The sequence below is a fragment of the Pedobacter sp. genome (assembly GCF_965227205.1).
Lineage (GTDB): Bacteria > Bacteroidota > Bacteroidia > Sphingobacteriales > Sphingobacteriaceae > Pedobacter.
In genome coordinates this window covers 2331339-2357587 of sequence record NZ_OZ245727.1, presented here as the reverse complement: position 1 = coordinate 2357587, position 26249 = coordinate 2331339, and the positions used below count along the sequence as shown (strand labels likewise).

Sequence of the window (26249 nt, the reverse complement as noted above, 5' to 3'; positions counted from 1 at the left end):
TGAAAAAATGAAAAAATATATTAGAAATATCGGTCTATCATTTTGTTTACTTATTGCCATTGCCGGATGCACAAAGCTCGACGAAGAGGTTTATGACCAGGTTGATGCGGCAAATTTTCTTACCCGAAGGGATGACGTTATACGTGATTTTTTACGACCTTTTGAACATGCATACTGGAGCATTCAAGGAAATGATGTTTATGCCGTTGGCGAAGATAGTAGCGATGAAATGGGTACTTATAACCGCCAGGGAGACTGGCAAGACGGTGGGTATTACCAACGGATGCATTACCATACCTGGACTCCTCAGGATGGTTTCACGAATGGCGCATGGAGAAATTTTTACCAGGGTATTGTACTGTCTACTAACTCACTTCAGGATATGGAGGGAATTACTGACCCGGCGAAACTTAGCGTTACAACAGATGAACTAAATGATTTTAAGGCCGAGCTCAGAACATTAAGGGCATGGTTTTATCTACGTGCTTTCGACTTTTACCGTAATATTGAAATTGTGACCGATGTTAAAAACACAACCCAGGGGAGCGCCCAGGCAACTCCGCAGGAAACATTTAACTATATCGAATCTGAATTGAAAGCCGCTATCCCTGCACTTCCTTTGCGTGAACAACTTGGGGCAAATGGTATAGGAAGATGGACAAAGGCTGCTGCGGCAACATTGCTTGCCCGTTTATACCTAAATGCCAAGGTATATATCGGAACGGATAAATTTACAGAATGTGAAGCGGTATGCCGTGATATCATTGATGGAAAGTACGGTGCTTACACACTTGACTCACGCTGGGATGCGCCATTCGATTACACTAACAAAACCCTAAATTCAGAAGTTATATATGGCTTTCCGGGTACGTTAGCCAGAACGCACTGGCAGTACGATAGCGGAATGTTTTTCTGGGGAATGACTTATGATGCGGCAACTCTTTATTGTGGTTTTACCGATTTCGGAAAATCAAACCCTCGATTCGCGCTTCAGCCAGGCCGGGATGTTGATAGTGTAGAATATACCCATACCCTTGGGAAGCCATTTGTGAAATTTCAAAAATATCCGGATGACCTTCGTCTGAAAAAATATAAGAACTTAGGCGATAGTAAACGTGAAGGTATGTTTCTATACGGTTATCTTCCATATACAACTAATGTAAACGGTGTAATAAAAACCGATACTGTAAGAGGTAATAAAGGACCATATGCACTATTTATCCGTGACCAGGTTGGTTATTTCTTAGGCACTAAACCTGGAATCAAGATTGCTGATAAAGAGTCTAATATGAATCATGCCGACCATAACTCTGGTGTTTTTATGGTGAAGTATCCGATGTATCCAACTCCAGATCCGAACCGGATTACTTCAGCCTATGCAGAAATCAGACTTACTGAGGTTTACTACACGCTTGCAGAATGCCGATATCGTGCAGGCGATAAAGCCACTGCAGCCACTCTGCTAAACAGAGTACGTCAACGTAATTATCCTTCAGGCTCTTCTAGCCTTTATGCCGCAGGTGGAGCGCAACTCACTGATCAGGAAATGTTGGATGAATGGGGTAGGGAGTTTATTGGAGAAAATCGCCGCAGAACAGATTTGATTCGCTGGGATGTGTTTACCAAAGGTACATGGTGGGATAAAAAACCTGATGCAGATAAACACACTGAAATTTTCCCGATAGGTAGAGATATTCTGAGTGCAAATCCGAAGTTAAAACAAAATCCAGGATATTAATTAATAATAACCTCTTTCTCAATAGCATAGAGAAAGAGGTTAAATTTGGATTAGTTAGGTGTCCCCTGTAAAAAGGGGGCATTTTTTTATTATGACATTTTCTTAAATATGCGTCTTTTGCGTTAAACTTTCCTTCTTACATTTTTCTGAGCAGTATTTAACGTCATCCCAGTTTTTCTCCCATTTCTTACGCCAGCTAAAACTGCGCCCACAAACTATACAGTTTTTCTCTGGGAGATGCTGCTTTTTAACCCCGTTCATTTTTCCATTGTTTTTTTAATCTGGAATACTTTTCATCAGCCTCTGCAAGCTTCCATTTATCATAAAAAATAGATGCAGATATGGCTTTTTGGGCATCTCCCGTTCCGCGTTCGAGTTGTTGGTGATTCTTATCCGCATCATATTTCTTACCACCTTTATAATTTGTGTATCTCCTTGCCCGGGTATAACCCATCTGGAGGTATTTTCTGCTCATATCAGCACCCACAAAATCTCCGGTTTTTAGATAGGCGAGAAATAGTTCATAGATTTTATCACTGCTAAGTTTAGCAATTTCGGGTGTTTTAAACCGCCAGTATTGTCCAATCTCGCTTTTGTAAGGCTCGCAAATTAAAACGCCCTACTCACCTTTGCCAACTTGGTAAGCTTCGGGTTGCATTCTGTAATCTATCTCCGGTTTCCACGCATATTTGGAATGGTCAAAATTTAAATAAGAGGGTTTGTCCATAAACCACCTTTTTTACCCTTGATTGATGTGGCTGTTCAGGTACGCTTCAGCACCTAACAAGTCATTGTCAACTTGCTCCTTTGCTGTTGCTGAATCATAAAGCAGGGAATCTTCAGGGAATTCGCTCAATAACGTTACCTTCAATGGAACTTCTTTTTCTGCAGCTATACCGGATTTTCCGATAACTGTAAAAATCCCTTCAATACCATCATGTACAAAGCTGTACTTCACCTCAAAATCTTCCTGTTCCTCTGTAGGTATTTCGGCAATCTCTGTGTAAGCTCGCTCTTGAACAGTTTCTAGTCCTTGTTTCAATAACTGAATTGCCTGTTGCTTTTTATCTGCTGTCATATTCGCTGTAGTTAGTTTTCTCTTTCTAACAGTTCGATGGCACTAAAGTTTTATTAACATTTCTAATTCCAGCAGTCAGAGTATAGTTTTTTAGCATAGATATCAGAAACTCGAAGGCCTAACCAGTCTATACCAAAAATAGAAAACGCTCTTTCTCTATCGATTAGCAAACCTGTACGGTCTGTATCTTTAAAATTAATCCTAACTTCTTTATTTTAGATGCTAACCTGCCATTTCCTACTGCACAGTGATGTGCTGGCCCATGACTATTCCAACTCTCTACGAAGTTTCTTGCTCCAATAGAGAAGCGATACCTTGAATTTGTATTTCCAATTTCAAGGATTTTTCCTTCTACTGATTCGCCTTCTGCTATCAACAAAAGCATTCCTCCGACACCGTCTTCTACCACTGAAAGTAAAGTGACAGGACCATGTGCAATTGACATTTCAACCGATAAACCTTGACCTACTTTACCATGGTAAACCTTTAGTGGTTTAACCTTTATTTTTCCCTCGGCAATCGTTGGATGACAAGGACCATCATGCCCCATTAATACCACATCATCTTTGAAATCCATGGCGTAATATTCTGTAAACGACCCACCGGCATGAAAGCTATCCATAATTTTCATTGCATGGGCATTTTTTACCTCAAACTCTCCAGCAACCGGTATGTTTTTTCCAGTAAGGAGAGAGTTGCCTAAAATAACAGAACTTGCAGTGCTTTCATTTTCCAAATTGCCCGTTCCTTTGTAGTAGTAGGCTAAAGAACCTAGTTTATATTTCGCCACAAGTTTATCAAGAGCAACTGCCGTAATTGCAGCTCTGGTTAATTCCTCAGGTACGCAGTCTTCTTCTACTTCAAATACATTACTAATCTCATCAAGTTTTTTTTGCTTTTCTTCAGTAGTAACGCTCTTCTTTAAAGCGGAGAGTTCATCCATTTCCAGAACTTCAATGTAACCTCCAAAGGTTGAAGTTAAGAGTGTAAGATCTGTATAAATGTCCATCATCCCGCCATAATAATTACCCATAACACCCATCCGGTTATAATACATAACCTTTGCAACTCTACTCGCCTCAACCCATTCTTTTATTTCACTTTCCACATGCTCATCATTTTCCAACATTCCGGTAACTTGGAAAAAAGGGATTTTACATCTTTTAAACACATTTGCAATTTCTGGTACCGCACATGGTGAGCAATAGGCAAGCCACTCTCCGGTCATTTTAGTCCTATCATCCATTTGATTAAAAACTGTATAATCAATATTGGCCTCAGGCGATAGATTGAGCACAATTATAGGCACGTTGGCCTTTTTTACAACAGGTAATACAGTTGCAGAAAGTGCGTATGTAGAAACGTAAAGAAATAGAATGTCGATATTTTCGGCTCTGAAACGATCTCCGGCAGTGAAAGCTTTATCAGCGTTATCAATTAGCCCAAGATTTATGATTTCAGCATCAAGCATTTGAAGTTTATTTTCTATTAAACCTAAGTAGCCGTTTAGCCTGTCTTTTAATCCTGAAAACTGGTTCCAATAGGTATCAAGTCCAACACCAAATAATCCAATTCTAACTTTTGAGTTTAACTCCATGCTTACTAAATTATGCAATAACTTATTAAAGTTTTTTTGAATTCAAAGGTATCTACTGCACTGATGTATTAAATGTTGAATTTGATAAAAAGACTGTAGGATTTGACTTGCTATGGTTTTTCAAATCTTTTTGCTTTCATTTGCGAGTAGGTTATTTTGAAAACGTTAGTTATAAAATTAGCCTGATTAGTCGCTTATTTTATACATCGCTTCTTTAAATCAATGTGTTTTAGATGATTAATTTTTTCAAATATCTTCCCGTAAGTCAAGAAGATGAAAGCTGGGGCTTAACCATTTTGAATGCGGGCCGCACTTGCATTCAGGCTTCGGCTGATTATCCCTTTAAAAATCATCCTGGTCATCATCAGTTTAAGTGGGATAAATGGCGCATACTGCAAGAATATCAGGTAATATACATAACTAATGGTCAAGGAGTTTTCGAATCCGAAAGTTGTGAACAAATGACTGTTGCCGCCGGGTCGATCATATTTCTGTTTCCAAATGAAAGGCATCGTTACAGACCAGATGAAAATACAGGATGGGATGAACATTGGGTGGGATTGAATGGCAAAATATTAGATCAGCTTGTAGTTTCTGGCTACCTTAACCCTAAAGTACCTTGTTTGTATATTGGATTTAACGATTCTGTATTAGACTTATATAATTCAATTATTGAAAACATTAGGGATGAAAGACCAGGCTATCAACCATTGGTATCAGGCGCCGCACTACATCTTATAGGTATCTGTTATTCTGTTTCAAAACAAAGTTTCGGGCTTACAAAAGAAGATGAACTGGTTATTAATAAAGCAAGATTGTTGTTTAGATCGAATATTTGTAATGCCTATTCGCCAGAGCAAGCAGCAGAAGATTTAAATGTTGGGTACTCTTGGTTTAGAAAGTTATTTAAAAAACATACTGGGCTATCTCCCGGTCAATACTACATTCAGCTGAAAATAGAAAAAGCCAAAGAACTTTTAAGAAATGAAAGCATACCCGTTAAAAGTGTTTCTTTTGAATTAAACTTTCAATCAAGCTTTTATTTTTCAAAGATTTTTAAGGAAAAGGTTGGGCTTAATCCAACAGAGTTTCGAAAGATAAATCTCATATCTAACTAGTAGTTGAAATTGCTGAGCTGCTGCATGGCTTCAAAAATTATTCTTCGAGAAAAAATGACATTAGCTTTTTTACAGTAGAGAAGGGAAATAGTTTAAATAAAACTATAATTTCTAAGATCAAACACGCCTATATCTCTATTTAGAACTCAATAAATCATAAACTACAAAACTATTATCAAATAATATAAAAAGACTTTTCATTAAGAACTTATTTTTGGTTAAACGTTTTACTAACTCGTAATTGTTAATTAATAGAACGACTAACCAATTATATGATGAAATTATACATTGTCTTGCTGTTATTCTTATGCCATAGTGCAATCTCAAATTCACAGGTAAAAAATTTTTCTTCGGATGGTAAACAAATCACCCGATTTGATGCTCTTGGGAATGCGGTTGATGCCCATGATGGGGAAATTGCTCTTTTCAACGGAACCTATTATCTGTATGGAACAAGCTACGACTGTGGCTTTGAATGGAATAATAAAACAGCTCCTTTCTGCGGTTTTAAAACATACTCTTCAAAAGATATGGTGATCTGGAAAGATGAAGGTTTTTTATTTGATGCTCAAACGCCACTTTGGCAATCAAGATGTGATGGAAAAACTTATGGTTGTTTCCGTCCGCACGTAATCTTTAACAAAAAGAACAAAAATTATGTGCTTTGGATAAACGTTTATGATAATGTTAGCGGTTACAGAGTTTTTACAAGTAAATCTCCTATCGGGCCGTTTATAGAAGTTGCTGAACCCAAAATTGCAGTTAATAGTACGATGCCTGCTGCGGGATTAAATAATGGAGACCATGATCTTTTTATTGACGATGATGGAACAGGATACCTTGCATTTACAGATTGGCGAACAAAGGGGAGCATTATTGTAGAACAATTAACTGAAGATTATCTTTCTGGCAACAGAAAAGTTTCAAGCCCAGTTACCGAAGGTAAAACGGAAGCTCCTGCTTTATTCAAACGAAATGGTATTTATTATATAACTTATTCAGACCCTAATTGTGGGTATTGTTCAGGAACAGGAACTTCTTATAAAACTGCCAAATCTCCTTTGGGTCCATGGTCGGCTGGAAAAAGAATTAGCGACAATTCATGCGGAGGACAACCGTCTTTTGTATCAACAATGAAGGTGAATTCGGAAACGATATACCTTTATGGTAGTGATTTATGGAACAACGCTGCAAAAAACGAGGCGCAGGCTAATTATTATTGGGCTCCACTAAGCTTTGCCGAAGATGGTTCGATTAATCCAATGAACTGTTTAACAACTTTTTCAGTAAAAAAGGGAGGAAGTTCATCGCCAGAAGTATTTACTGCCAGCTGCGATTTAGATAAAACCAAGCAACGTAGCCAGATATTTACTGCAAGTAAATCTGGAAAGCTAAATTCATTTGTAATAAATACTCTTAAGAGTGGCTATCCGGATGCCGATCTCGTACTGGATTTCTACGAATTTACAGATAGTGTTGCATCAAAAAATAAGTTGCTGGAAAAAATATCTATTCCACGAGATTCAATAGGGTGGTCGGCAAAAAATATAAAAACTACTCCAAAGATTGATTTAGCGAAAGGCAAAAAATATCTGGTGGTGATTTCTACGGAAACCAGCAAAGGATGCTATGGTTTTGCGCTTGGGAATTTATCAGAAAACACAACTGATTTCACATCATCAAGCAAGGATACGGGACAGAGTTTTCAACCAGAAAAAAACAGGAAAATTAAATATAGCTATACAATTAAATAGCAGAGGGTAATTTTTTAGCACAAATAATTACAGTTAATCGCTTTGAAAGGATGTGATGAACGAAGTTATGTTCATTCCCTATCAGGTGAGGATTGCCCAAAATATACTATCAATAGCGGTATTGGATAGTTGATTAGTAATGTTTTTCCGGCTGGAGTCTTCCAGTCGGAATAATTATCCCTATAACTAACAAATAATCATTTAACAAACCAAATAAACCATGGAAAAATTTACTTCAAAGAATGCTTACGCTCTTTCAAGAAGCAGGGCTGGGCGGGCTTCCAAGACTGCAGTCTTTGTGCTCAGCTGTTCGCTTGCAGCCCTCAGTACAATGAGTTTCGCTAATCCTGTATTCGGAAAGGATGAACATAAAGTTTTGCTAAAACTTAACCGCATCGATGTTTCAGGACGAATTGTGGATAAAGATGGTCAGCCAATACCAGGAGCTACAATCCGTGTAAAATCAGGCAAGATAGCTACGATTAGCGATAGTGATGGCCGTTTTACCATAAAAGGCGTTGCAGCAGATGATGTATTGGTTATATCTTATCAAGGATATACTCAGAAAGAAATTTCTGCATCTGCCAGCCTGTCTTCAATTCAGTTAATAGATGCTGAAAATAATTTGAATGAAGTGGTAGTTGTAGGCTATGGAACTACACAAAAGAAAGATTTAACAGGGTCAGTTTCTACCATTTCATCCGCTCAGGTTAAAGATTTGCCGGTTAGCTCTATCGACCAAAAACTTGTTGGGCAGATTGCTGGTGTGCAGATAAGTGCACCAACCGGAGCTCCCGGAGGTGGTGTAAACGTAAAGATAAGAGGAACAGGATCTATCACTGCAGGGAATAATCCATTATATGTTGTTGATGGATTTGCGATATCAAATTCAGGTGGTCAGGTTTATAATCCTTTGAATGTTATTAGTCCTGATGATATTGAAACGGTAACCGTTTTAAAAGATGCTTCTTCTACTGCAATTTATGGTTCTCGTGGTTCAAATGGTGTAATCGTAATCACTACTAAACGTGGTAAAACTGGACCTCCGGTGGTAAGTATCAATGCCTACATTGGTTCTCAGCAAGTGCCGCAAAAAGGTCGTCCTGATGTTTTGAATGGTACAGAATATGCGCAGTTTAGAAAAGAAATGATAACCGACATGCGTACTGCTAACGGACAAACCACTACAGATGCAGATATTCCATTAGAATTTAGAAATCCTGCCCAGTATGGCGAAGGAACCGACTGGTATGACGCAGTGCTAAGAACAGCAACCCAAAGTAATATTGATGCAAGTATTCGTGGCGGTTCTGAAAGTACAAGATATTCTGCTTCAATTGGTAGGCTTGAACAGCAAGGCACAATTCGGTACACAGATTACAGACGATATTCAGTAAACTTTAACATCGAATCAGACATCAGCAAAAAAATAAAAGTTGGTTTAAGTATTGCACCAAGTGGTGGTATTCAAAACAGAAATGGATTTGAATCTGGTCAAAGAGATATTTTGACACGTACTTTATGGCTTAGTCCACTTGTACCTATTACAGATGCAGCTGGTAACCGAACCACTTTCATCACTTCGCCAGGTGCAATCGGAGCTGGTAATCCTTTAAACACACTCGAATTTGCAGGTACAAAAGCAAAATATTTCAGAGGGCTGGCTACTGCATTTGCGGAGTACAAAATTATCGACGGACTTAAAGCAAAATATAGTTTCAATTATGACTATATCAATAACAGTTCGTTTGCATTTAGCCCATCGTTCGTAATCGGTGAAACAAGCAATATCAATCCAAATCCTTCTATTCCTTCATCAAGTACCGCTCAGAATACTACTTCTAACTGGTTATCTGAAATTACATTATCTTATGAAAAAGATTTTGGTCCAGACCATAAAATTAGTGCAGTTGCAGGTTATACTGCACAACAAGAACGTTATGAAGGTTTTAATTTCGGAGCAACAAACTATCCCGATAACTTAATTCAGACTATAAATGCTTCTACTTTGCTTAATGGAGCAGGAGCAGGCATTGAAAAGTGGGCATTAATTTCTTATCTGGCGAGGGTAAATTATACTTTTAAGGATAAATATTTACTAACTGCAACAGTAAGATCTGATGGTTCTTCACGCTTTGGCTCAAATTATCGTTATGGTACATTTCCATCTGCTGCATTTGCATGGAGAGCATCTGAAGAGCAATTTTTGAAAAATGCAACCTGGTTAAGTGACTTAAAATTAAGAGCGAGTTATGGACGTACAGGTAATTTCAACATTCCAAATTATCAGTATGCGGCGAGCATAGGTTCTTCAAATTATTCTTTTGGTGGCGGATTAGCCAATGGCAGAGTTTCAGGCTCAATAGCCAACCAAAATTTAACATGGGAAAAAGCAGATGAACTGGATTTAGGTTTAGACTTATCAGTATTTAAAAGCAGATTAGGTTTAACTTTCGATTTCTACAACCGTATAACCAGTGATTTACTTTTAAATGCAGAGCTTCCTTCTGCTTCGGGTTTCTCTTCTTCAACTATCAATTTGGGGAAAGTTAGAAACAGGGGTTTTGAAATTGGATTGACTTCGAAAAACTTAACGGGTGAGTTTACATGGAGTACAAATGCAAATATCAGCATTAACAGAAACGTTGTTTTAGAACTTAATCCAGGCAATAATAATGCGCCAATATACAGCGGAAGAAGCGGTGGTGGTTATTCGACACATAAAACAGAGGTTGGTAAGCCAATCGGACAGTTTTTTGGTTTCCAGTTTGATGGTATTTACCAAAATGCTACAGAACTTGCAAGTCAGCCTAAACACGGTTCATCAATAGTTGGATCTGTTCGTTACAAAGATATTGATGGTAACGGCATCATCGAAGAGGTAAAAGATTTTACAGTAATTGGAAATGCTCAGCCTGATTTTACATATGGTATTACCAATAATTTTGGATATAAAAATTTCGACCTGAATATTTTAATTGTTGGTACACAAGGTGGACAAATTATGAAAACAGGTAATGAATTCTTTTTGAATACTGATGGGGTTTTCAACGTTGATCGTCGTGTGCTTGATAGATTTAGATCACCTTCAAACCCAGGGAATGGTTTTGCACCTACTACGAATGGCGGCAGACCGCTCTACCGTGAAGTTAATTCTCAATGGATAGAAGATGCAAGTTTTTTGCGTATTCAAAATATTTCTCTGGGCTATAATTTCAAACAGAAATTTATCACCTCATCGAAATTTATAAAAACCCTTAGACTGTATACAAGCGTTCAGAATCTTGTAACATTCACTAAGTACAGTGGTGCGAATCCTGAAGCAGGTACCAACGATGGTTTTTCTGCATTAACACCAGGACGTGATTTCACAGCATATCCGCTTCCTAGAATTATTACAGCAGGCATTAACATGACCTTTTAATTAGAAAGAATATGAAAACTCATTCAAGATATTTATCAATTACTTTTTTCCTTTTTGTTACAACATTCTCTGCTTGTAAAAAGGATTTTTTAAATCAAACACCCGAATCCAGTTTAACAGATGTGAACTTCTGGAAAACAGAATCCGATCTTAAACAAGGTGTTAATGGTGCTTACAGTTCGTTACGCGGACTTGGAACATTCAGCTTCTGGCTATTTGGCGAAATGCGTTCTGATAATACTACTTTTCAATATAATGCGCCCCAAAGGGGACAAGAAAACAGGGAGCAGGTAGATCAATTTCTTGCTAATTCTGCCAATACACTGATACAGGATTTCTGGAGAGATACTTACACTTCAATCTTCAGATGTAATGATGTTTTAGACCATGTAGATGGCATCACAATGTCGGCTGCGGCCAAAACACAAGCCATCGGAGAAGTAAAATTCTTAAGGGCTTTCCATTACTTTAATCTGGTAAGACAGTTTGGTGGAGTGCCATTGAGACTTGAAGTTACTAAATCACCAACTGATGCACCATCTAGAGGAAGAGCAACCGCAGATGCTGTTTATGCACAAATTATTTCAGATTTGAATGATGCTGCAACTAACCTGCCGGAAGCAAGCAGTTATCTAGCTTCTGAGAAAGGCAGAGTTTCTAAAGGTTCTGCAAATGCCTTGCTAGGCGAGGTTTACATGACACAGAAAAAGTTTGCCGAAGCCTTAATTGCTTTAAGAAAAGTAACTGGTTATAGCTTATTACCAAGCTATGCAAGTATCTATTTAACCACAAACAAGAACAATGCAGAATCTATTTTTGAGATTCAATATTACTCAACTGCCGGTACAAATCTTTCGAGTAATTTTATGTATCAGTTTGCACCATTCAATTCTGGAACGGCGGTTACGCAAGACCCAGGAACGAATTTAAGCTTTGGTAGTGGATGGAATACACCAACATCAGATTTAATTTCTTCATATGAACCAGGTGATTTGCGTAAAGATGTTTCTTTAGCTGAAGGATTTACCGGTACGGCAGGTTTTGTCGCTGTACCTTACATTAAAAAATATAATCAGGGTTTCGTACAACCAGGGCAAACAAATGTAAACTTTCCGGTAATCCGCTATGCGGATGTTATGCTAATGATAGCCGAATGCCTTAATGAACAGGGTTTTACAGCAGGTGGTGAAGCATTTAATTTGCTAAATTCGATAAGAACCAGAGCTGGATTGCCGGCTAAAACATCGGGTAATCCGGTAGCAGCGCTGAATGTAAATACACAAGCGGCTTTTAGAGAAGCGATTTATCAAGAACGTAAAGTAGAACTTGCATTTGAAAACCATCGTTGGTTTGATTTGGTACGTACAGGTAAAGCAGTCGAAATTATGAATGCCCACGGACAAAGAGAAATTGCAAAAGCACCTGCACAGTTTCCAATTGGAGCATATGTATTAACACCAAATAAGACACTTTTGCCTATTCCTCAAAGAGAAATTATTCTAGATAATTTAACACAAAATCCACAATAGGTTAGTAGTTGGTTTATAATTAGAGAACGGGCCATGCCCGTTCTTTTTTGTTTATAAGATTTTATACATTAGGCTTAAAATTTTGTATGCAGGGGAATTACTTTAAATATTTAAACGTTAGTGAGGTAGATAAGGATTGGGGTTTCTATGTTACTTCAGTTGGTTTTTCTAAAGTAGAACCTGATGAAAATTATCCCAACGCAGAGCATCCTGAAAGCCATAGCCTAACCTGGAATAAGGGAAGGATTTTAAATGATTATTACCTCATATTCATTTCTAAAGGGAAGGGACTATTTGCTTCCGACAGGATGTCTGAAACTCAGGTTTCAGAAGGCACCTGTTTTTTTCTATATCCGGGAGTGAAGCATCGATACAAACCATATGCCCATTCCGGATGGGAAGAATATTGGGTAGGTTTTAATGGTTTTTTTGCTGATCGATTTATGGAAAAAGGGCTTTTAACCGCAGGAGATTCACTGATTGATGTTGGCCTTCATAAGGAATTACTCTATTTATTTAGACATATGACTGAAATGGCTAAAACATCACTTTCAGGATATCACCAACAGTTAGCGGGTACCGCTTTTCAAATATTAGGGCATGTAAATACGGTTTCCAGCGGATTAGATTATGAAAATGACCCTTTAGGTAAGCTGATTGCTAAAGCCAAGTTTATTATTCACGAATCTTTTGAGCAGCCATTAGATATGCAAGAACTAGCTGCTCAACTTCCAATGGGTTATTCGGCATTTAGAAAGGCATTCAAACAATCAACTGGAGAATCTCCAAATCAATACCACCTCAATTTACGTTTAAAAAGAGCTAAAGAATTATTGCGTTCCACAGTGTTGAATATCAATGAGATTGCCTATCAAACCGGATTTGAATCTGTATTTCATTTCTCGAAACTGTTTAAAAAGAAAAACGGTATTTCTCCCAAAGTTTACCGATTATCAGATGAAATGCTGTAATCACGGTAACGCGTTTTCAGTAAATCCTTCATGTAACAATTAATTTGAAATTGATTGTATAATGGTTTATTTGTGAAGGGAATATTTGCCATGTAGGGCGGTGGGCCGAATTCAGTAGTCACAGGTAAAATTTTAGTTTTCAATTCAACATTTATCTTAATAATTTTATCCCACCATTTAAGAAAAACCTGCACTTCTTTCTCCCAAATCGGATCTGCCGGATCACCAATTTGTGGACTTTGTTTAAATCCTACTCTGGCATGAATACCGCGACTTCTTTTTATCGCTTCATTTAATGGTTTGCTAAAATTTTCCAACATACTTTCGGTTACACAAACCCAGTGCGAAAAGTCGGCCGTTAGCTCAAAATCTTCATTCATGGAAAAATATTCGTCCATCACCATTGGTGCATATCCAAATCTACCTCGATGAGTTTCATGACAAACTTTTACACTGTATTTAGCAGAAAATTCAAGGCTATCCTCAATTAAGTTAAGATTCTGTTCTTTGGTAAAATAATCTCTTCCCGTATGAGAATTAATTAGGACTGGGTTAAAATCCAAACAAGCAATCAGATTTTTTAAAAATGAGCTTCTGAATTTCTGAAATGTTGAACCTTCAGCCTGATGTTGATGTGCGACAAAATACAGATTATGTTGCTGCAAATATTTAGAGAGAATTCGTTTATCTGATGCCGATTTTGGTATCCAGGTATCTATGCCATCATATCCAACCGCATGAATTTTCTCCAAAAATATCCCAATTGATATATGCTCATGGCCCCAGTATGGACAAAGAATTGGAATTTTCATCGCTTATTTCTTAACTGGCTTTACCTATTCTTAAAACATATTTTGATGTTGCATCACCAGAGATTTTGAATGATAAAGTTCCTGATTTATCCGATTTTAAAACCTGAGTTTTTGAGCTATCTTTTAATGTATAAACGGCGTTTGCTTTTAAACCTTTAACCAATATTGAATAGCTGTTTTTTGAATTATTCTCAGCAGATACAACTTTTTTTACAATCATTTTGGTAAATGAATTAGAAGTAGTATTAACTTCCAGTAATTTATTTTCTTGATTATCAAAAAAATACTGAAGAAGATTCTCCTTTTCATTTACACCAAAAGCAGCTCCGCTTATAACAGAAAAGTTTTTTCCGGTTAATGCATAATTATCTACTTTCAAATTTATCTGATAGGTTTTACCACGTAAGGTATATGGAAAACTTGTTCCGTTTAATAAAGGAGTTAAATTAGGTTCTAAACCCATTCTGTTCCATTTTGGCCGTATACCATAAATGTCTCTGTAAAGTGCCGTTATGCTGGTACTTATTCCGGCAAGAATATCATCTCCCAAGCCTAACTGAGTAGTTCTGCTATATCTTTGTGATGATAATCCGTCTTTTTTATATTGAGCTAATAAGTTTTGTATGTATTTCAATGCGATGCTTTTATTATACTTTGCATATGCCCGAATGCCCATATAGCCCCATGTCGGGAAAATATCGCCATTTTCGTACTTTGGAAATGGCCAGTTTCGCTCACTTAATTCAGCTTTTTCGAACGAATCGAAACATAGCGGCCAATGAAATAAATTTTCGGCTTTGCTTCGCTGTTCTATCTGATCTAATACTTGTGCTATTCTTGTTTTATCATCGCAAAGGCCGAATGCAATGGCTGCAAAATTAACAGGCGTAACTAAATTATTTCCGTGGATACTTCCATCATTGTCTCTCCAATAAATGTATTGTTTGCGTTCTTCAGACCAAAAACCACCATCTTTTGTGCTTTTGTTGAAAGCAACTTTCAAGCGATCAGCAATTTTCGAATAAGCAATCGCTTTTTGCTCATCGCCCAAAATACGTTCGCAGTTAGACCACAAATTCAAAGCTTCGTACATCTGCGCATTCACAAAAGCATTTTCATAACTCGCCCAAACAATATCCAACCAATCACTCGCCTTCTTCTCCGAAATATTGTTATTCATCATTTCGAACAAACCATTATTATTAGCATCTCTTTTGATTAGCCAATCCAATGCTTTTTCGACACTTAGCTTGTGAGATTTAAGCCAATTTACATCTCCTGTTAAATCGAATTGTTCACTTGTATTGATTACATAACCCGTTTGCGAATCAACAGTAATGCCCCACATGGCCTCATAATAACCCGTTTCTAAATTATATGTTCCCTTGATCTCATCGCCTGGAGCGTTATGCCAACGAGACAAAACCCTTCCATCTTCAAGCATTGCTAAATCTCTTTCCTGATCTAAGGTAGAAGACATGTTTTTTTCGTAGTTGACATCATTCAAGGCCATTCCGGTTTGAGCAAAAAATGGTTCGTGGAGACATTTCCAGTTGGTTAGCCAGCCATTGCCGCCAATAATATTATTATCTACTACGCCATATCTACCTGTTGTATTCAAAAGTTCTCTAACCGAAACCGCATCAATACCAGGCAAATTTCCTCTGGAATATGCTTTGAAATAATCCACGTAATCAAGTTTTAAACTGAGTTTTACACGCCCTTTCTTTACTTTAAAAGGTGCAAAAACATCAAACTTGCCATTAACAAAACGACTAAGATTATGGCGTTGCTTCAAGTCATCTTTAGAAACTATCTGACTGAATGTAAAATTGCCATTTTCGTTTTGCGAAAACTTTGAAGCAATTTTATTGCCTTCATAAATTGTTGGAGAGATTCTAAGTCCATTGCCTGTATCTGCATTCCAAAAGGTAACCCCACCAGTATGCACACCGTAGGTATCGTTTGTGTTTTTAAGGTACTTACACCAAACCATGCCACCGTTGTCTAAAATTCCGCCTTTCCATTCGCTTAAATTGGAGAAATTCCAGCGAGGAAAAGCATTGTCTTCTAAAATGGCATCCTGGTTGTATTCCCTCGTAATGTCCCAAATTACAGCATTACCTTTAAGCGTAAATGTCCACGACTCGGTAATTTCCAGTTCTTTATCGCCATAGCTTATGCCATGGATAGTTACCTGATTATTTTGGCTAACGATTGCTTTTCTTGCTCCCTTTGCTGAGGTAAAAGTTTTTAATCCTTTGCTCATGCCAGAGAAAACACCAGCAGAAGATAGTGTTTGCTTACCATTAACTATAAGTTTACTTACAACGCATCCTTTTGCATAATCAATAATTAGAGATAATTTTTTATCAGGAGTTGTTATTGTAATTTTTTTACTTTCAGCATCATTAATAACAAAATCATTAGCTTTTACCTGATAATAGGAGCAAAGCAAAATCGAACTGATGGCAGCAAAAATGATAAACTTGTTTTTCATAGGGAATGTGTTGTAGCTTATAGAGAAGTGCTTAGCTGTGTTTGCTGTAAATTAAAGGGTTAATGTTATTGTTATTCAGCAAATCTCCAATTTTTAATTTAGCCATTTCTTCATCACTTAAAATATTTTGGGTGCCATTAAAGGTATTGCCTTCAGGCATGTAAGCACAAGTCATAGCCCTTCTAAAACCGGGAGTCATATTTGCATGGGCGCCATGAATGGTTAGGCCATTATGGAAAGAACAACTTCCGGCCTTCATTGGTACACCTACTGATTGGCTATTTGCAAATGCGGGGTAGGTATCAAAAATAGCCCCCATGTTTTTGCCAATTCCAGGATTATCAAAACTGGTTTGATGGTGTGAACCAGGTATGAAGAACAGGCAGCCGTTTTGATAAGTAGCATCATCAAGCGCTACCCAAATAGATAAAGCCCGTCGGTCGCTAAAAGACCAGTAAGGTGTATCTAAATGCCAAGATGTAGGATTTGCCCAAGGCTTTTTCACCAAAGCCTGATCATGCCAGATTCTAACACCATCAGCTCCACACAACTCCGTTGCCATTTTACCGATACGTTCATCGAGCATAATAGATTTAATTTTTTCATTATCCTGCCAAAGGTTAATCAGTTGGTCAAAAACATTATCATAATAAGCTTTATCTGCATCATCACCTTTTCCATAAACCTCTTTTCTATCTGGTAATTTATTGCCATTTCTGTTTCGGATAGCTTCATCTAATGCTTCCCGCCAAAAAGCAAGTTCATCGGCATTCAAAAAATTTTCTATTACTAAAAAGCCATTTTCTCTATAATTAGCAATGTCTTTTTCAGAAAGTTCGTTTTTCATATTGGTAATTCTATTTGGTTAATGTTCAAATTTAGAAGATTTTATTTTTACAAAACCTGCACAACTTGACATCATTTTTGTATTTTCTGATATAAATTTTAGATAACACTTTAGATGTGTTCAAATAGAATTTAAGTAATTGTTATAAGATTTACCCCCCTAACCAGCTTTTCAAATGTCATCATTATAACCAAGTATAAATAACAATTTAAAAGGAATTGCGCTTAAGCCTTACGCTTGACTAATGAAAAATTATTTAAAATTTATAAAGCTTAACGAAGAGTCAATTACACCTAAATATCTGCAAATCTATAATGCTGTACTGGCAGGCATTGAAGGTAATTTGCTAACCGTTAAAGATGTATTGCCATCTATAAATGATTTGAGCATAGCGCTTGATGTTGCGAGAAATACCGTAGAGCGAGCATATACTCAACTGAAAAAATTTGGGGTGGTTGATTCAATCCCAGGTAAAGGCTACTACATCTGCAATGTCGATTTTGCACATCCAATTAAGGTACTGCTGTTATTTAATAAATTGAGCAGCCATAAAAAAATTATTTATGATGCTTTGGTTGCCCGATTGGGAAATAATGGAGCTATCGATTTTTATATCTATAATAATGATATTAAAACCTTTAGAAAGATTGTTGAATCAAAAATGAATCACTATCACAAAGTGGTTATTATTCCTCATTTTTTTGATGAAGATGAAAATACTTATAAAATAATAGAAGAAATTCCAAAAGATAAGTTGGTGCTTGTTGATAAGATGATAAAGGAAATTTCCGGAGATTTTTGTGCAGTTTATGAGGACTTTCAGAAAGATATTTACAGTGCGCTCGAAGAACTTGCTGATAAACTTCAGGCTTACAAAACAATTAAAATAATTTTTCCGGCTGATAGTTATTATTCGAAAAGCATTCTGGAAGGATTTATCAATTTTTGTGGGTATTACGCTTTGGATTACGAGATTTTATCAAATCTTAAAAATGAAAGTTTGCGGGCAGGTTCTGTTTACATTAACCTTCGGGAGGATGATTTGGTAGAACTTATAGATAAATTGCTGTTAACAAATCTTGTTCTGGGGCAAGACATCGGTATTATCTCTTACAACGAAACCCCAATAAAGAAATTGATATTAAATGGCATCACGACAATCTCAACTGATTTTGTAATGATGGGAGAAACTGCTGCAGATATGATTATGAAAGGTTGCAAATCTCATGTAGCTATTCCTTTCAAAGTTACCCAACGAAATTCTATTTGAGCCGTAAGATAGTAGGTAACAGTTATATTCTACTTAATTCAGAATTTTAGAAGAATAGAGAGTTAGTTTGTTTTAATAAAAAGGATAAGGCCGGTCTTTTCGGTAAAAAGCGGTTTTGGCTGAAAATAGCTGGCCTTTCCTTTTTCAAATATAGCTTAATTTTGGAAACCTCTATTGCTTATATGATGAAATACCCGGAGAATAATAAAAATTATCATAGGTATACTAATACTGCAAAACTGTTCGGACAGATCAGGTTGCAATATCGTTTTGCTATTATTACATTTGGTTGCGGTGAAAGCTTAAATAAGTTTGCGATTGCATAAAAACTTTACCGATGACCAAATATAACTCACTTACTGATCATGATCTTTGGGATTTACTCAGGTCCGGCGATCGATTGGCTTATGCAGAACTTTATGAACGATATTTTAGCGTGCTTTATGTTCATGCCCGCAATCGTTTAAAAAATACGCAAGAAGCAGAAGATGTTATTCAGGAAATTTTTATCGATCTCTGGGCAAATGCCGAAAAGATTAACATTAAAAGTAACCTAACGCATTACCTTATCGCATGTACGAGAAATAAAGTTTTGAATTTAATTTCTCGAAATAACTTTCAGGAAAAGTACAAAATTTCGCTTGCCGTTAACGAAAAATTTGAAGCTGAAACCGATCATCTGGTAAGGGAAAAGCTAATGGCAGATTTGATATCGAAAGAGATAAACGCACTACCACCTAAAATGAAACGCGTTTTCTTAATGAGCAGGACTGAACATTTAACCTATATAGAAATAGCCAAAAACCTCGAAATAACTGAGCAATCTGTAAGAAGCCATGTTAAGAACGCATTAAAAGTGTTAAGGGTTCGATTGGGCATACTGTTCTATATATTCTTATTCTTTTAAAATAATATTTTTTTTACCCCCATACCCCTTTACTTATTTGTCTTTACAATATAAGCGATGACTACTTATGCTCAAATATGATATAAATGATTTGCTGAAGAAATTCAGGGAAGGCACAATCCTACCTGAAGAACAGGATTATCTGGAGGCCTGGTATTTAAACTGGCAACCAGAAAATCAGCATATTTCTCAAACTGAAATTCAGGATGCTAAAGAGCGGGTTTGGTCTTCATTAGCAAAACCAATAACACATAAATTAAAACCATGGTACTGGTTATCTGCAATTGCAGGAGTTTTTCTGGTGCTTTGCCTGTTCTGGTTTTTTAAAACTGACTCCAATACTGTTAATTCTAATTTAGTGGCTAAACGACCTAAAATAGATTTTAATCCGGGAAGTAATAAGGCGGTTCTTACGTTAGCAGGTGGTGAAGAGATTTCACTAAGTGATGATAAAAAGGGAAACATTGCAAAACAAGGGGCAACTGAAATTTCCCGCACAGAAAGTGGTAAGCTTATTTATTCAGGTAAACTGACGGATAAACAAGCTGCCTTGATGATGAATAAAGTTAGCACGCCACGTGGTGGAGAATACCAGCTTATATTATCTGATGGAACAAAGGTGTGGTTAAATGCTGCATCTTCGATTACTTTTCCTGCCGCCTTTACAGGTAATCAGCGGCTAGTTACAGTAACCGGTGAGGCATATTTTGAAGTTGCCCACGATAAGAAAAAACCTTTTATCGTTTCAGCTGGAGATCAGCAAATTTCGGTACTGGGAACGCACTTTAACGTTAGTGCTTACGATGATGATGATTTCACCAAAACTTCTCTCATCAGCGGTTTGGTAAATGTTAAAAATCTAAAATCAGGTCAAATTAAACAAATTCGTCCCGGGCAGGCGGCAAGTTCTTCAGCAAAGATTTATGATTTGCAAATTCATCCGATAGATATAGATGAAATACTATCATGGAAAAATGGATATTTCCAGTTTGATAACCAAAGTATTCATAGCATCATGAAAATTATGAGCAGGTGGTATAATGTAGATGTTGAATACTCAAGCGATAAGAATATAGAACGTTTTGGAGGTACATTTTCGAGAGGAAAACAACTTTCGGAAACACTAGCCAACCTTGAAAAACTTGGCAATGTTCACTTTCGAATCACCCCTAAAAAAGTTATAGTATCAAACTAAACACAAACAAATTTTAAAATAGAAAGGAGGAATGCCTGAAAATAAACCGAACTAAAACAAGATAACCAGGAACGTTGCAACCGCCCCTGGTTAACGGACTAAAATAGCCATATAGGTAAATAAACCAACAACAGTTTAACTAAACCCATTAACCAAATGTATAAAAAATTTACTGAATTACTATTCAGGAGGAACTCCTATGTATATTCCAATTACTTGCTAAAAATGAAACTAACCGTTATACTAATAATCGTTACGTTTCTACAGGTTAAAGCTGAGATTTTTGCACAAAAAATCACCATCAATGCCGACAAAGCAAAACTTAAAGAGGTTATTGCTCAAATTAGAAAACAAACAGATTACGATTTTCTTTACAATAATGCAGATGTAAGAAACGCCAAGCCCATTTCCATCAAGGCAAAAGATATGGATTTGATGGCGGTGCTAGAGCAATGCTTTAAAGACCAACCCGTTCAATTTTCGGTGAAAAACAAAACCATCTTAATTACCAGCAGACCACCGGTAACAGCAGGCCTTCCTAATGAGCAAAGAAGGCAAAAAATAACCGGTTTGGTAACAGATGCTGCTGATGGAGTACCAATTATCGGTGCAAGTGTAGTTATTGAAGGCACAAAGATTGGAGCCACTACAGATGCTAATGGTAATTTTTCATTTGATGTACCACAATCTTCAGCTGTGCTTGTTTTTTCTTTTATCGGATACGAAACACAGAAATTCAACTACAACGGACAGGCAAGTGTTAACATAAAACTTACTAAAACAGATACTAAATTACAGGATGTTGTGGTGGTAGGTTATGGAACCAGAACTAAAGGTGCTGTAACCGGGGCCATATCAACAGTGAAATCAGATGTTTTTGAAAACAGATCTTTAAATAACAGTTTAGATGCATTGCAGGGAACGGTTCCCGGTTTTGTAATAACTAAAGGTTCTGGTCAACCAGGCGCTTCAGAATATGGTTTTAATATTCGTGGTTCTTCTTCAATCAATGGAAACTCGCCATTAGTTTTAGTTGATGGTATACCAACAAGCTTTGCAACCTTTAATGCACTTAACCCTAACGACATTGCTGAAGTAACTGTGCTAAAAGATGCCTCTGCTGCAATATATGGCGCCCGTGCAGGCGATGGTGTTGTAATTGTAACCACCAAAAAGGGAAAAAGCGGCCCGCCGGAAGTGAGTTACAGTGCTACCTTCGGATTAAAAGAACCTACATTCCTAAGAAAAATGCAGAATACCTTACAATTTGCCGAATTCATGGATGAAGGTTTACGTAATGTAGGTATTGCAGGTTTTCCGCAATCCGTTTTTGATAAAATCAGGGCAAATGCGCCCGTGGAAACTGTTGGATGGAATTACAACATCACCAATTTCCCTGGCTTTTTCGGTTACACCGATTGGAATAAAGAGATTTATAAAAACGCAATTCAGCAGCTTCATAACATTTCAATATCCGGAGGAGGAGAAAATAACAACTATCTGTTCTCTGCAGGATATAATAAAGATGAAGGTGTGGTACGTTACGGAATCAATAATTCGCAACGCTATAACTTACGTTTAAACTACGATTTTCGCCTAACGCCAAAATTGAATTTAGAAACGCGTACCAGTTATACTAACATTGGAAACACAAATCCAACAGAAATGGGTAATGCACTCACCAATGTTACCCGTCAGTTTCCTTACCAACCCGTATTTAATCCCGGAGGACAATTCTACGGTTATCAGGGTTATGAAAATCCTGCACAAACCTTATCTGAAGGAGGTATTTCAAGAGATAATACTTCGAACTTAGCCACAAACTTTAAAGCAGATTATAACGTAATTCCAGGCTTAAAATTAACCGCACAAGCTGCTTTAAGGTTAAATTACAACAATAATAACTTCACCAGGCCTACATTTACCCGTTATAATTATGCAGGCGGTGTTCAAGATATACGCCAGACACCAAATTCGGCACAATTTATTAATAGCCGCAGCATAAATGAACTTTATCAATTATATGCTGATTATAACACTCAGTTTAGCGAAAAGCATAAGATTAACATTACGGCCGGAACATCAATCGAAAGAACTAAAAATGAAGGACAAAATACCTGGGGCTATAATTTTGTAAGCAATGATCTTTTTACCCTGAACCTTGCAGATAGAACGAATGTAGCTTTCGCAAATTTTGGCGGTTTTCTGAACAGACAAGCACTTGGCTCTTATTTCGGAAGAGTAAGTTATTCATTTAAAGATAAGTTTATTTTTGATGTAACCGCAAGGGCAGATGGTAGCTCTAAATTTGCTGAAGATAAAAGATGGAGTGCCGTGTTTCCATCAGCATCATTGGCTTACAATCTTTCAGAAGAGAGTTTTATTAAGTCGATTAAATCAATTAACCAGTTAAAATTACGTGCTTCATGGGGTAAAATGGGTAACCAGGAAATAGGCTCTTTAGGTTTATATGATTATATTCCATTGGTAAACAGAGCCACGATAGATAACGGTCCAGGAGTTTATCCGATTGGTTCACCTAACTCGGGTCAGCCTGGATTTAGATCAAATCCGGCATCTTCAGATAGAACCTGGGAAACCATAGAAAACAGAAATATCGGTATTGATGCGGCAATGCTAAATTCAAGACTAAGCTTCTCTTTTGATTATTTCAATAAAATCAATAACGATATGCTTGTTGCCATTGCAGTGCCTGCAACTTTTGGCGGCTCTGCACCATCATCTAATCAGGGAAAACTGGTAACCAAAGGTTTTGAAGCCATTGCAACCTGGAGAGATAATGTAGGTGCTTTCAGGTATAGCGTTTCCCTTCAATTGAGTGATGCACAAAATAAACTGGTGGAGTTGAAAAATACGGATAACCCGCAAGTTGGATTAAATCAATTTAGACAAGGATATGCGATGAATTCTTATTTCGGATATGTATTTGATGGTATTATCCAAAACCAGGCTCAATTAGATGCATACAAAAGACTTCAGGGAATTCCTGCAAGAATTGGTATTGGTGATGCAATGTTTAAAGATTTAGATGGCGACGGCGTTTTAACACCATTTGGGGATAAAAGCAAGGGTTTAGCCGGAGATATGCAGTATCTGGGAGATTTAACCCCGAGATATACTTTCTCATCAAACATTAGCTTGGGTTGGAAACAATTCGATTTACAGGTGTTTATGCAAGGTGTGGGAAAACGTGATGTTCAGTATGGTGGAAATATTGCAACACCTAATACTTTTTTCTGGCCTTCGCTTGCTTATTTCAATGGTAGAACATGGAGCCCATCCAGAACGGATGCAGAGTACCCAAGGTTTATTCCTGGTAATGTTGGCTTTGATGATCTTCGTTCAAATAACTATCGTTCATCAACTTTAGTAATGAGAAATGTTTCTTACCTAAGGTTCAAAGTGATAACATTAGGCTATAATTTACCAGATAATTTTGCCAAGGCAGTTAAATTAAAATCAGCCAGACTTTTTGTAAGCGGCCAGGATTTATTCACCATTTCGAAAGGAACATTGGGTGGAAATTTTGATCCTGAAGATGCTTTCAGAGCTGAAGGAACTTATCCTTTTAGTAAAGTTTACTCACTTGGTTTGAATGTTAAATTTTAAAATGATTCTTATGAAAATCCAAAATATTCATCAGCATGATGTCCATATAGATTTGTCTCAAGATGCTTCAAATTGGCATTTCAAGAGCAAAGTATTCTTTGGCATCTGCGCATTACTCTTCCTTACTGTTTTAGGTGGATGTAAAAAAGACTTGAATTTAGTACCGGAAGACAACATTTCTGATGCTACGTTCTACAAAACAGCTGCAGATTACAAATTAGCAGCGAATTTACTTTATCAAGGATTAGACCAGTGGGGAACAGAAGATACTCAATCTGATATCGCTTTTAACAATCCGAATTCGGTAAGTAATGGTCAGCTGTTGCCAACTGAAACTACAGCATGGTCTGGCTTATATGCCAATATCCGCAATGCGAACAATATTATTGATAAAGGAGGGGCAAGTACTGATGCAGGAATTAAAAGATTTGTTGCAGAAGCACGTTTTTTCAGGGCTTATTTTTATTACAAATTATTTAGACTTTATGGAGGTGTGCCTTTAATCTCTAAAGTTTTGCAAACCGGCGATGAAGGACTTTTTGCACCACGCTCTACAATGGTACAAACTGCTGATTTTATTCTGGCAGATTTGAATGCTGCAAAAGCAGATTTACCTTTACAATCTGCGCTTGCGAGTGGTGATGTTGGCAGAATAACCAAAGGTATTGCAATGGGACTAGCTGCAAGAGTGGCTTTATTCGAAGGAACCTGGTTGAAATTTCGTGGCGAAGCTGCAGCAAATACCTATCTTGATGCTGCAATTGCCGCCTCACAAGAAGTGATGAGCAGTGGATTATATGCACTATACACTGGTAATGGCGCACAAAGCTATCGTTACTTGTTTTTAGAAGCTGGTGATGATTCAAAAGAAACAATGCTCGACAGAAGATATGCCCGCAATATTTTCGGCCATGATGTACCATATGCTTATGACCAGGATGGTTACAATCCAACCCGGAAAATGGCAGATTTGTATTTGGACAAAAACGGAGTTCCAATTACATCAGCCGGTACAGTATTTCAAGGTTATCAAACTTTTGTGTCTGAATATCAGGATCGTGATCCAAGAATGACAATGACGATGATTATTCCGGGAACGCTTACCAATCGTGTTTTCAATTCAGTAACAAAAATTGCCAACTGGCCAGATAATCCTCAGCGTAACTTCAATACAGGTTACATACTTTATAAATATATGTCTGAAGACCCTGCGGCTAATAATTCAGGTCGTCTAGGTACATCCAGTCTTTTCGATTTTGATAAACACATTTTACGTTATGCAGAAGTATTGCTAACCTATGCAGAAGCTGTGTACGAGAAAAACGGTTCGATAAGTGATGCTGATTTAGATTTGAGTATAAACCTAATTAGAGCTCGTGCCGGAATGCCCAAGCTTACTAACGGTTTTGTTGGTGCCAATGCCCTAAATATGCGTACGGAAATCAGAAGAGAAAGAACTGTTGAGCTTTCGCTTGAAGGCTTCCGTTATGATGATTTAAGAAGATGGAAAACTGCAGAGGTAGAATTACCGCAGGATATTAAAGGTATTAAAATTACCGGTACTCAATGGGCTACCCGTGCTCCATATAGTAATGCAACATATCTGAGCAGGGTAGATGCAAACGGATTTTTGATTTCTGAAACAGGACGTAAGTTTAATCCTGCCAGAGATTATCTTCAACCACTTCCTTTAAGAGAAATTGCTTTTTACGCAAATAGTGGCAAAAAACTGGAACAAAATCCAGGATGGTAAAGGTTAGTTAAGATTGAATCGGTCGGCTTTGCCGACCGGTTTTTTTAGCTTTCGTTCAAAAAATCTAAATGCCTTAAGAATGTATTTTACATATACCTTAAACAGAATTTTAGGAGTTCATAACAT

At 37.2% G+C, this 26249-nt stretch carries 18 protein-coding genes; 11 read left to right on the top strand and 7 right to left on the bottom strand.

Going from position 1 to position 26249, the window contains the following annotated elements; genetic code table 11:
* Window positions 1-7 precede the first annotated feature (7 nt).
* On the top strand, window positions 8-1738 hold the full coding sequence (locus ACO05K_RS09835) for a RagB/SusD family nutrient uptake outer membrane protein (RefSeq protein WP_421944268.1): 1731 nt from the start codon (window positions 8-10) through the stop codon (window positions 1736-1738).
* Window positions 1739-1840: 102 nt separating this feature from the next.
* Here the strand turns inward: ACO05K_RS09835 and ACO05K_RS09830 are convergent, their stop codons facing one another.
* The 4 genes from ACO05K_RS09830 to ACO05K_RS09815 all read right to left on the bottom strand — a co-directional run bounded on the left by ACO05K_RS09830 (window position 1841) and on the right by ACO05K_RS09815 (window position 4413).
* Window positions 1841-1999: a DUF2256 domain-containing protein gene (locus tag ACO05K_RS09830; RefSeq protein WP_421944267.1), complete on the bottom strand. Its 159-nt coding sequence runs from the start codon at window positions 1997-1999 to the stop codon at window positions 1841-1843.
* A complete protein-coding gene (locus ACO05K_RS09825) occupies window positions 1986-2324 on the bottom strand; it encodes a DUF4385 family protein (RefSeq protein WP_421946291.1) in 339 nt (112 codons plus the stop codon). Before ACO05K_RS09825 ends, ACO05K_RS09830 begins: the two co-directional genes overlap by 14 nt.
* 153 nt (window positions 2325-2477) lie before the next feature.
* Window positions 2478-2816, bottom strand: a complete 339-nt coding sequence (locus tag ACO05K_RS09820; RefSeq protein WP_421944266.1) for a hypothetical protein — start codon at window positions 2814-2816, stop codon at window positions 2478-2480.
* 163 nt (window positions 2817-2979) lie between these two features.
* Window positions 2980-4413 carry an arabinose isomerase gene (locus ACO05K_RS09815; RefSeq protein WP_421944265.1) on the bottom strand — a complete coding sequence of 478 codons (1434 nt, stop codon included), beginning with the start codon at window positions 4411-4413 and terminating at the stop codon, window positions 2980-2982.
* 233 nt (window positions 4414-4646) lie between these two features.
* Here ACO05K_RS09815 and ACO05K_RS09810 point away from each other — a divergent pair, with 233 nt between their 5' ends.
* The 5 genes from ACO05K_RS09810 to ACO05K_RS09790 all read left to right on the top strand — a co-directional run bounded on the left by ACO05K_RS09810 (window position 4647) and on the right by ACO05K_RS09790 (window position 13209).
* Window positions 4647-5531, top strand: coding sequence for a helix-turn-helix domain-containing protein (locus tag ACO05K_RS09810; RefSeq protein WP_421944264.1), 885 nt, complete (start codon window positions 4647-4649; stop codon window positions 5529-5531).
* A gap of 272 nt (window positions 5532-5803) precedes the next feature.
* Window positions 5804-7285, top strand: a complete 1482-nt coding sequence (locus ACO05K_RS09805; RefSeq protein WP_421944263.1) for a family 43 glycosylhydrolase — start codon at window positions 5804-5806, stop codon at window positions 7283-7285.
* Between the two features lie 220 nt (window positions 7286-7505).
* Window positions 7506-10709, top strand: a complete 3204-nt coding sequence (locus ACO05K_RS09800) for a SusC/RagA family TonB-linked outer membrane protein (protein WP_421944262.1) — start codon at window positions 7506-7508, stop codon at window positions 10707-10709.
* Window positions 10710-10720: 11 nt separating this feature from the next.
* Window positions 10721-12238, top strand: a complete 1518-nt coding sequence (locus ACO05K_RS09795) for a RagB/SusD family nutrient uptake outer membrane protein (protein WP_421944261.1) — start codon at window positions 10721-10723, stop codon at window positions 12236-12238.
* Window positions 12239-12324: 86 nt separating this feature from the next.
* On the top strand, window positions 12325-13209 hold the full coding sequence (locus tag ACO05K_RS09790; RefSeq protein ID WP_421944260.1) for an AraC family transcriptional regulator: 885 nt from the start codon (window positions 12325-12327) through the stop codon (window positions 13207-13209).
* Here the strand turns inward: ACO05K_RS09790 and ACO05K_RS09785 are convergent.
* The 3 genes from ACO05K_RS09785 to ACO05K_RS09775 are packed head-to-tail and all read right to left on the bottom strand — an operon-like array spanning window position 13182 to window position 17368.
* Window positions 13182-14021: a hypothetical protein gene (locus tag ACO05K_RS09785; RefSeq protein ID WP_421944259.1), complete on the bottom strand. Its 840-nt coding sequence runs from the start codon at window positions 14019-14021 to the stop codon at window positions 13182-13184. The two genes, ACO05K_RS09790 and ACO05K_RS09785, sit on opposite strands and share 28 nt — an antisense overlap.
* A 10-nt stretch (window positions 14022-14031) precedes the next feature.
* On the bottom strand, window positions 14032-16521 hold the full coding sequence (locus ACO05K_RS09780; protein ID WP_421944258.1) for a hypothetical protein: 2490 nt from the start codon (window positions 16519-16521) through the stop codon (window positions 14032-14034).
* A 31-nt stretch (window positions 16522-16552) separates the two neighbouring features.
* Window positions 16553-17368, bottom strand: coding sequence for a phytanoyl-CoA dioxygenase family protein (locus tag ACO05K_RS09775; RefSeq protein WP_421944257.1), 816 nt, complete (start codon window positions 17366-17368; stop codon window positions 16553-16555).
* A gap of 244 nt (window positions 17369-17612) precedes the next feature.
* On the opposite strand from ACO05K_RS09775, the gene ACO05K_RS09770 reads away from it, so the two are divergent.
* The 5 genes from ACO05K_RS09770 (at window position 17613) to ACO05K_RS09750 (ending at window position 26123) form a co-directional block, all read left to right on the top strand.
* Window positions 17613-18638 carry a GntR family transcriptional regulator gene (locus tag ACO05K_RS09770; RefSeq protein ID WP_421944256.1) on the top strand — a complete coding sequence of 342 codons (1026 nt, stop codon included), beginning with the start codon at window positions 17613-17615 and terminating at the stop codon, window positions 18636-18638.
* A gap of 337 nt (window positions 18639-18975) precedes the next feature.
* Entirely contained in the window at window positions 18976-19545 is a 570-nt protein-coding gene (locus ACO05K_RS09765; protein ID WP_421944255.1) for an RNA polymerase sigma factor, read from the top strand.
* Between the two features lie 67 nt (window positions 19546-19612).
* A complete protein-coding gene (locus ACO05K_RS09760; protein WP_421944254.1) occupies window positions 19613-20740 on the top strand; it encodes a FecR family protein in 1128 nt (375 codons plus the stop codon).
* Window positions 20741-20965: 225 nt separating this feature from the next.
* Window positions 20966-24370: a TonB-dependent receptor gene (locus tag ACO05K_RS09755; protein WP_421944253.1), complete on the top strand. Its 3405-nt coding sequence runs from the start codon at window positions 20966-20968 to the stop codon at window positions 24368-24370.
* A gap of 10 nt (window positions 24371-24380) precedes the next feature.
* Window positions 24381-26123, top strand: coding sequence for a RagB/SusD family nutrient uptake outer membrane protein (locus tag ACO05K_RS09750; protein WP_421944252.1), 1743 nt, complete (start codon window positions 24381-24383; stop codon window positions 26121-26123).
* Window positions 26124-26249 lie beyond the last annotated feature (126 nt).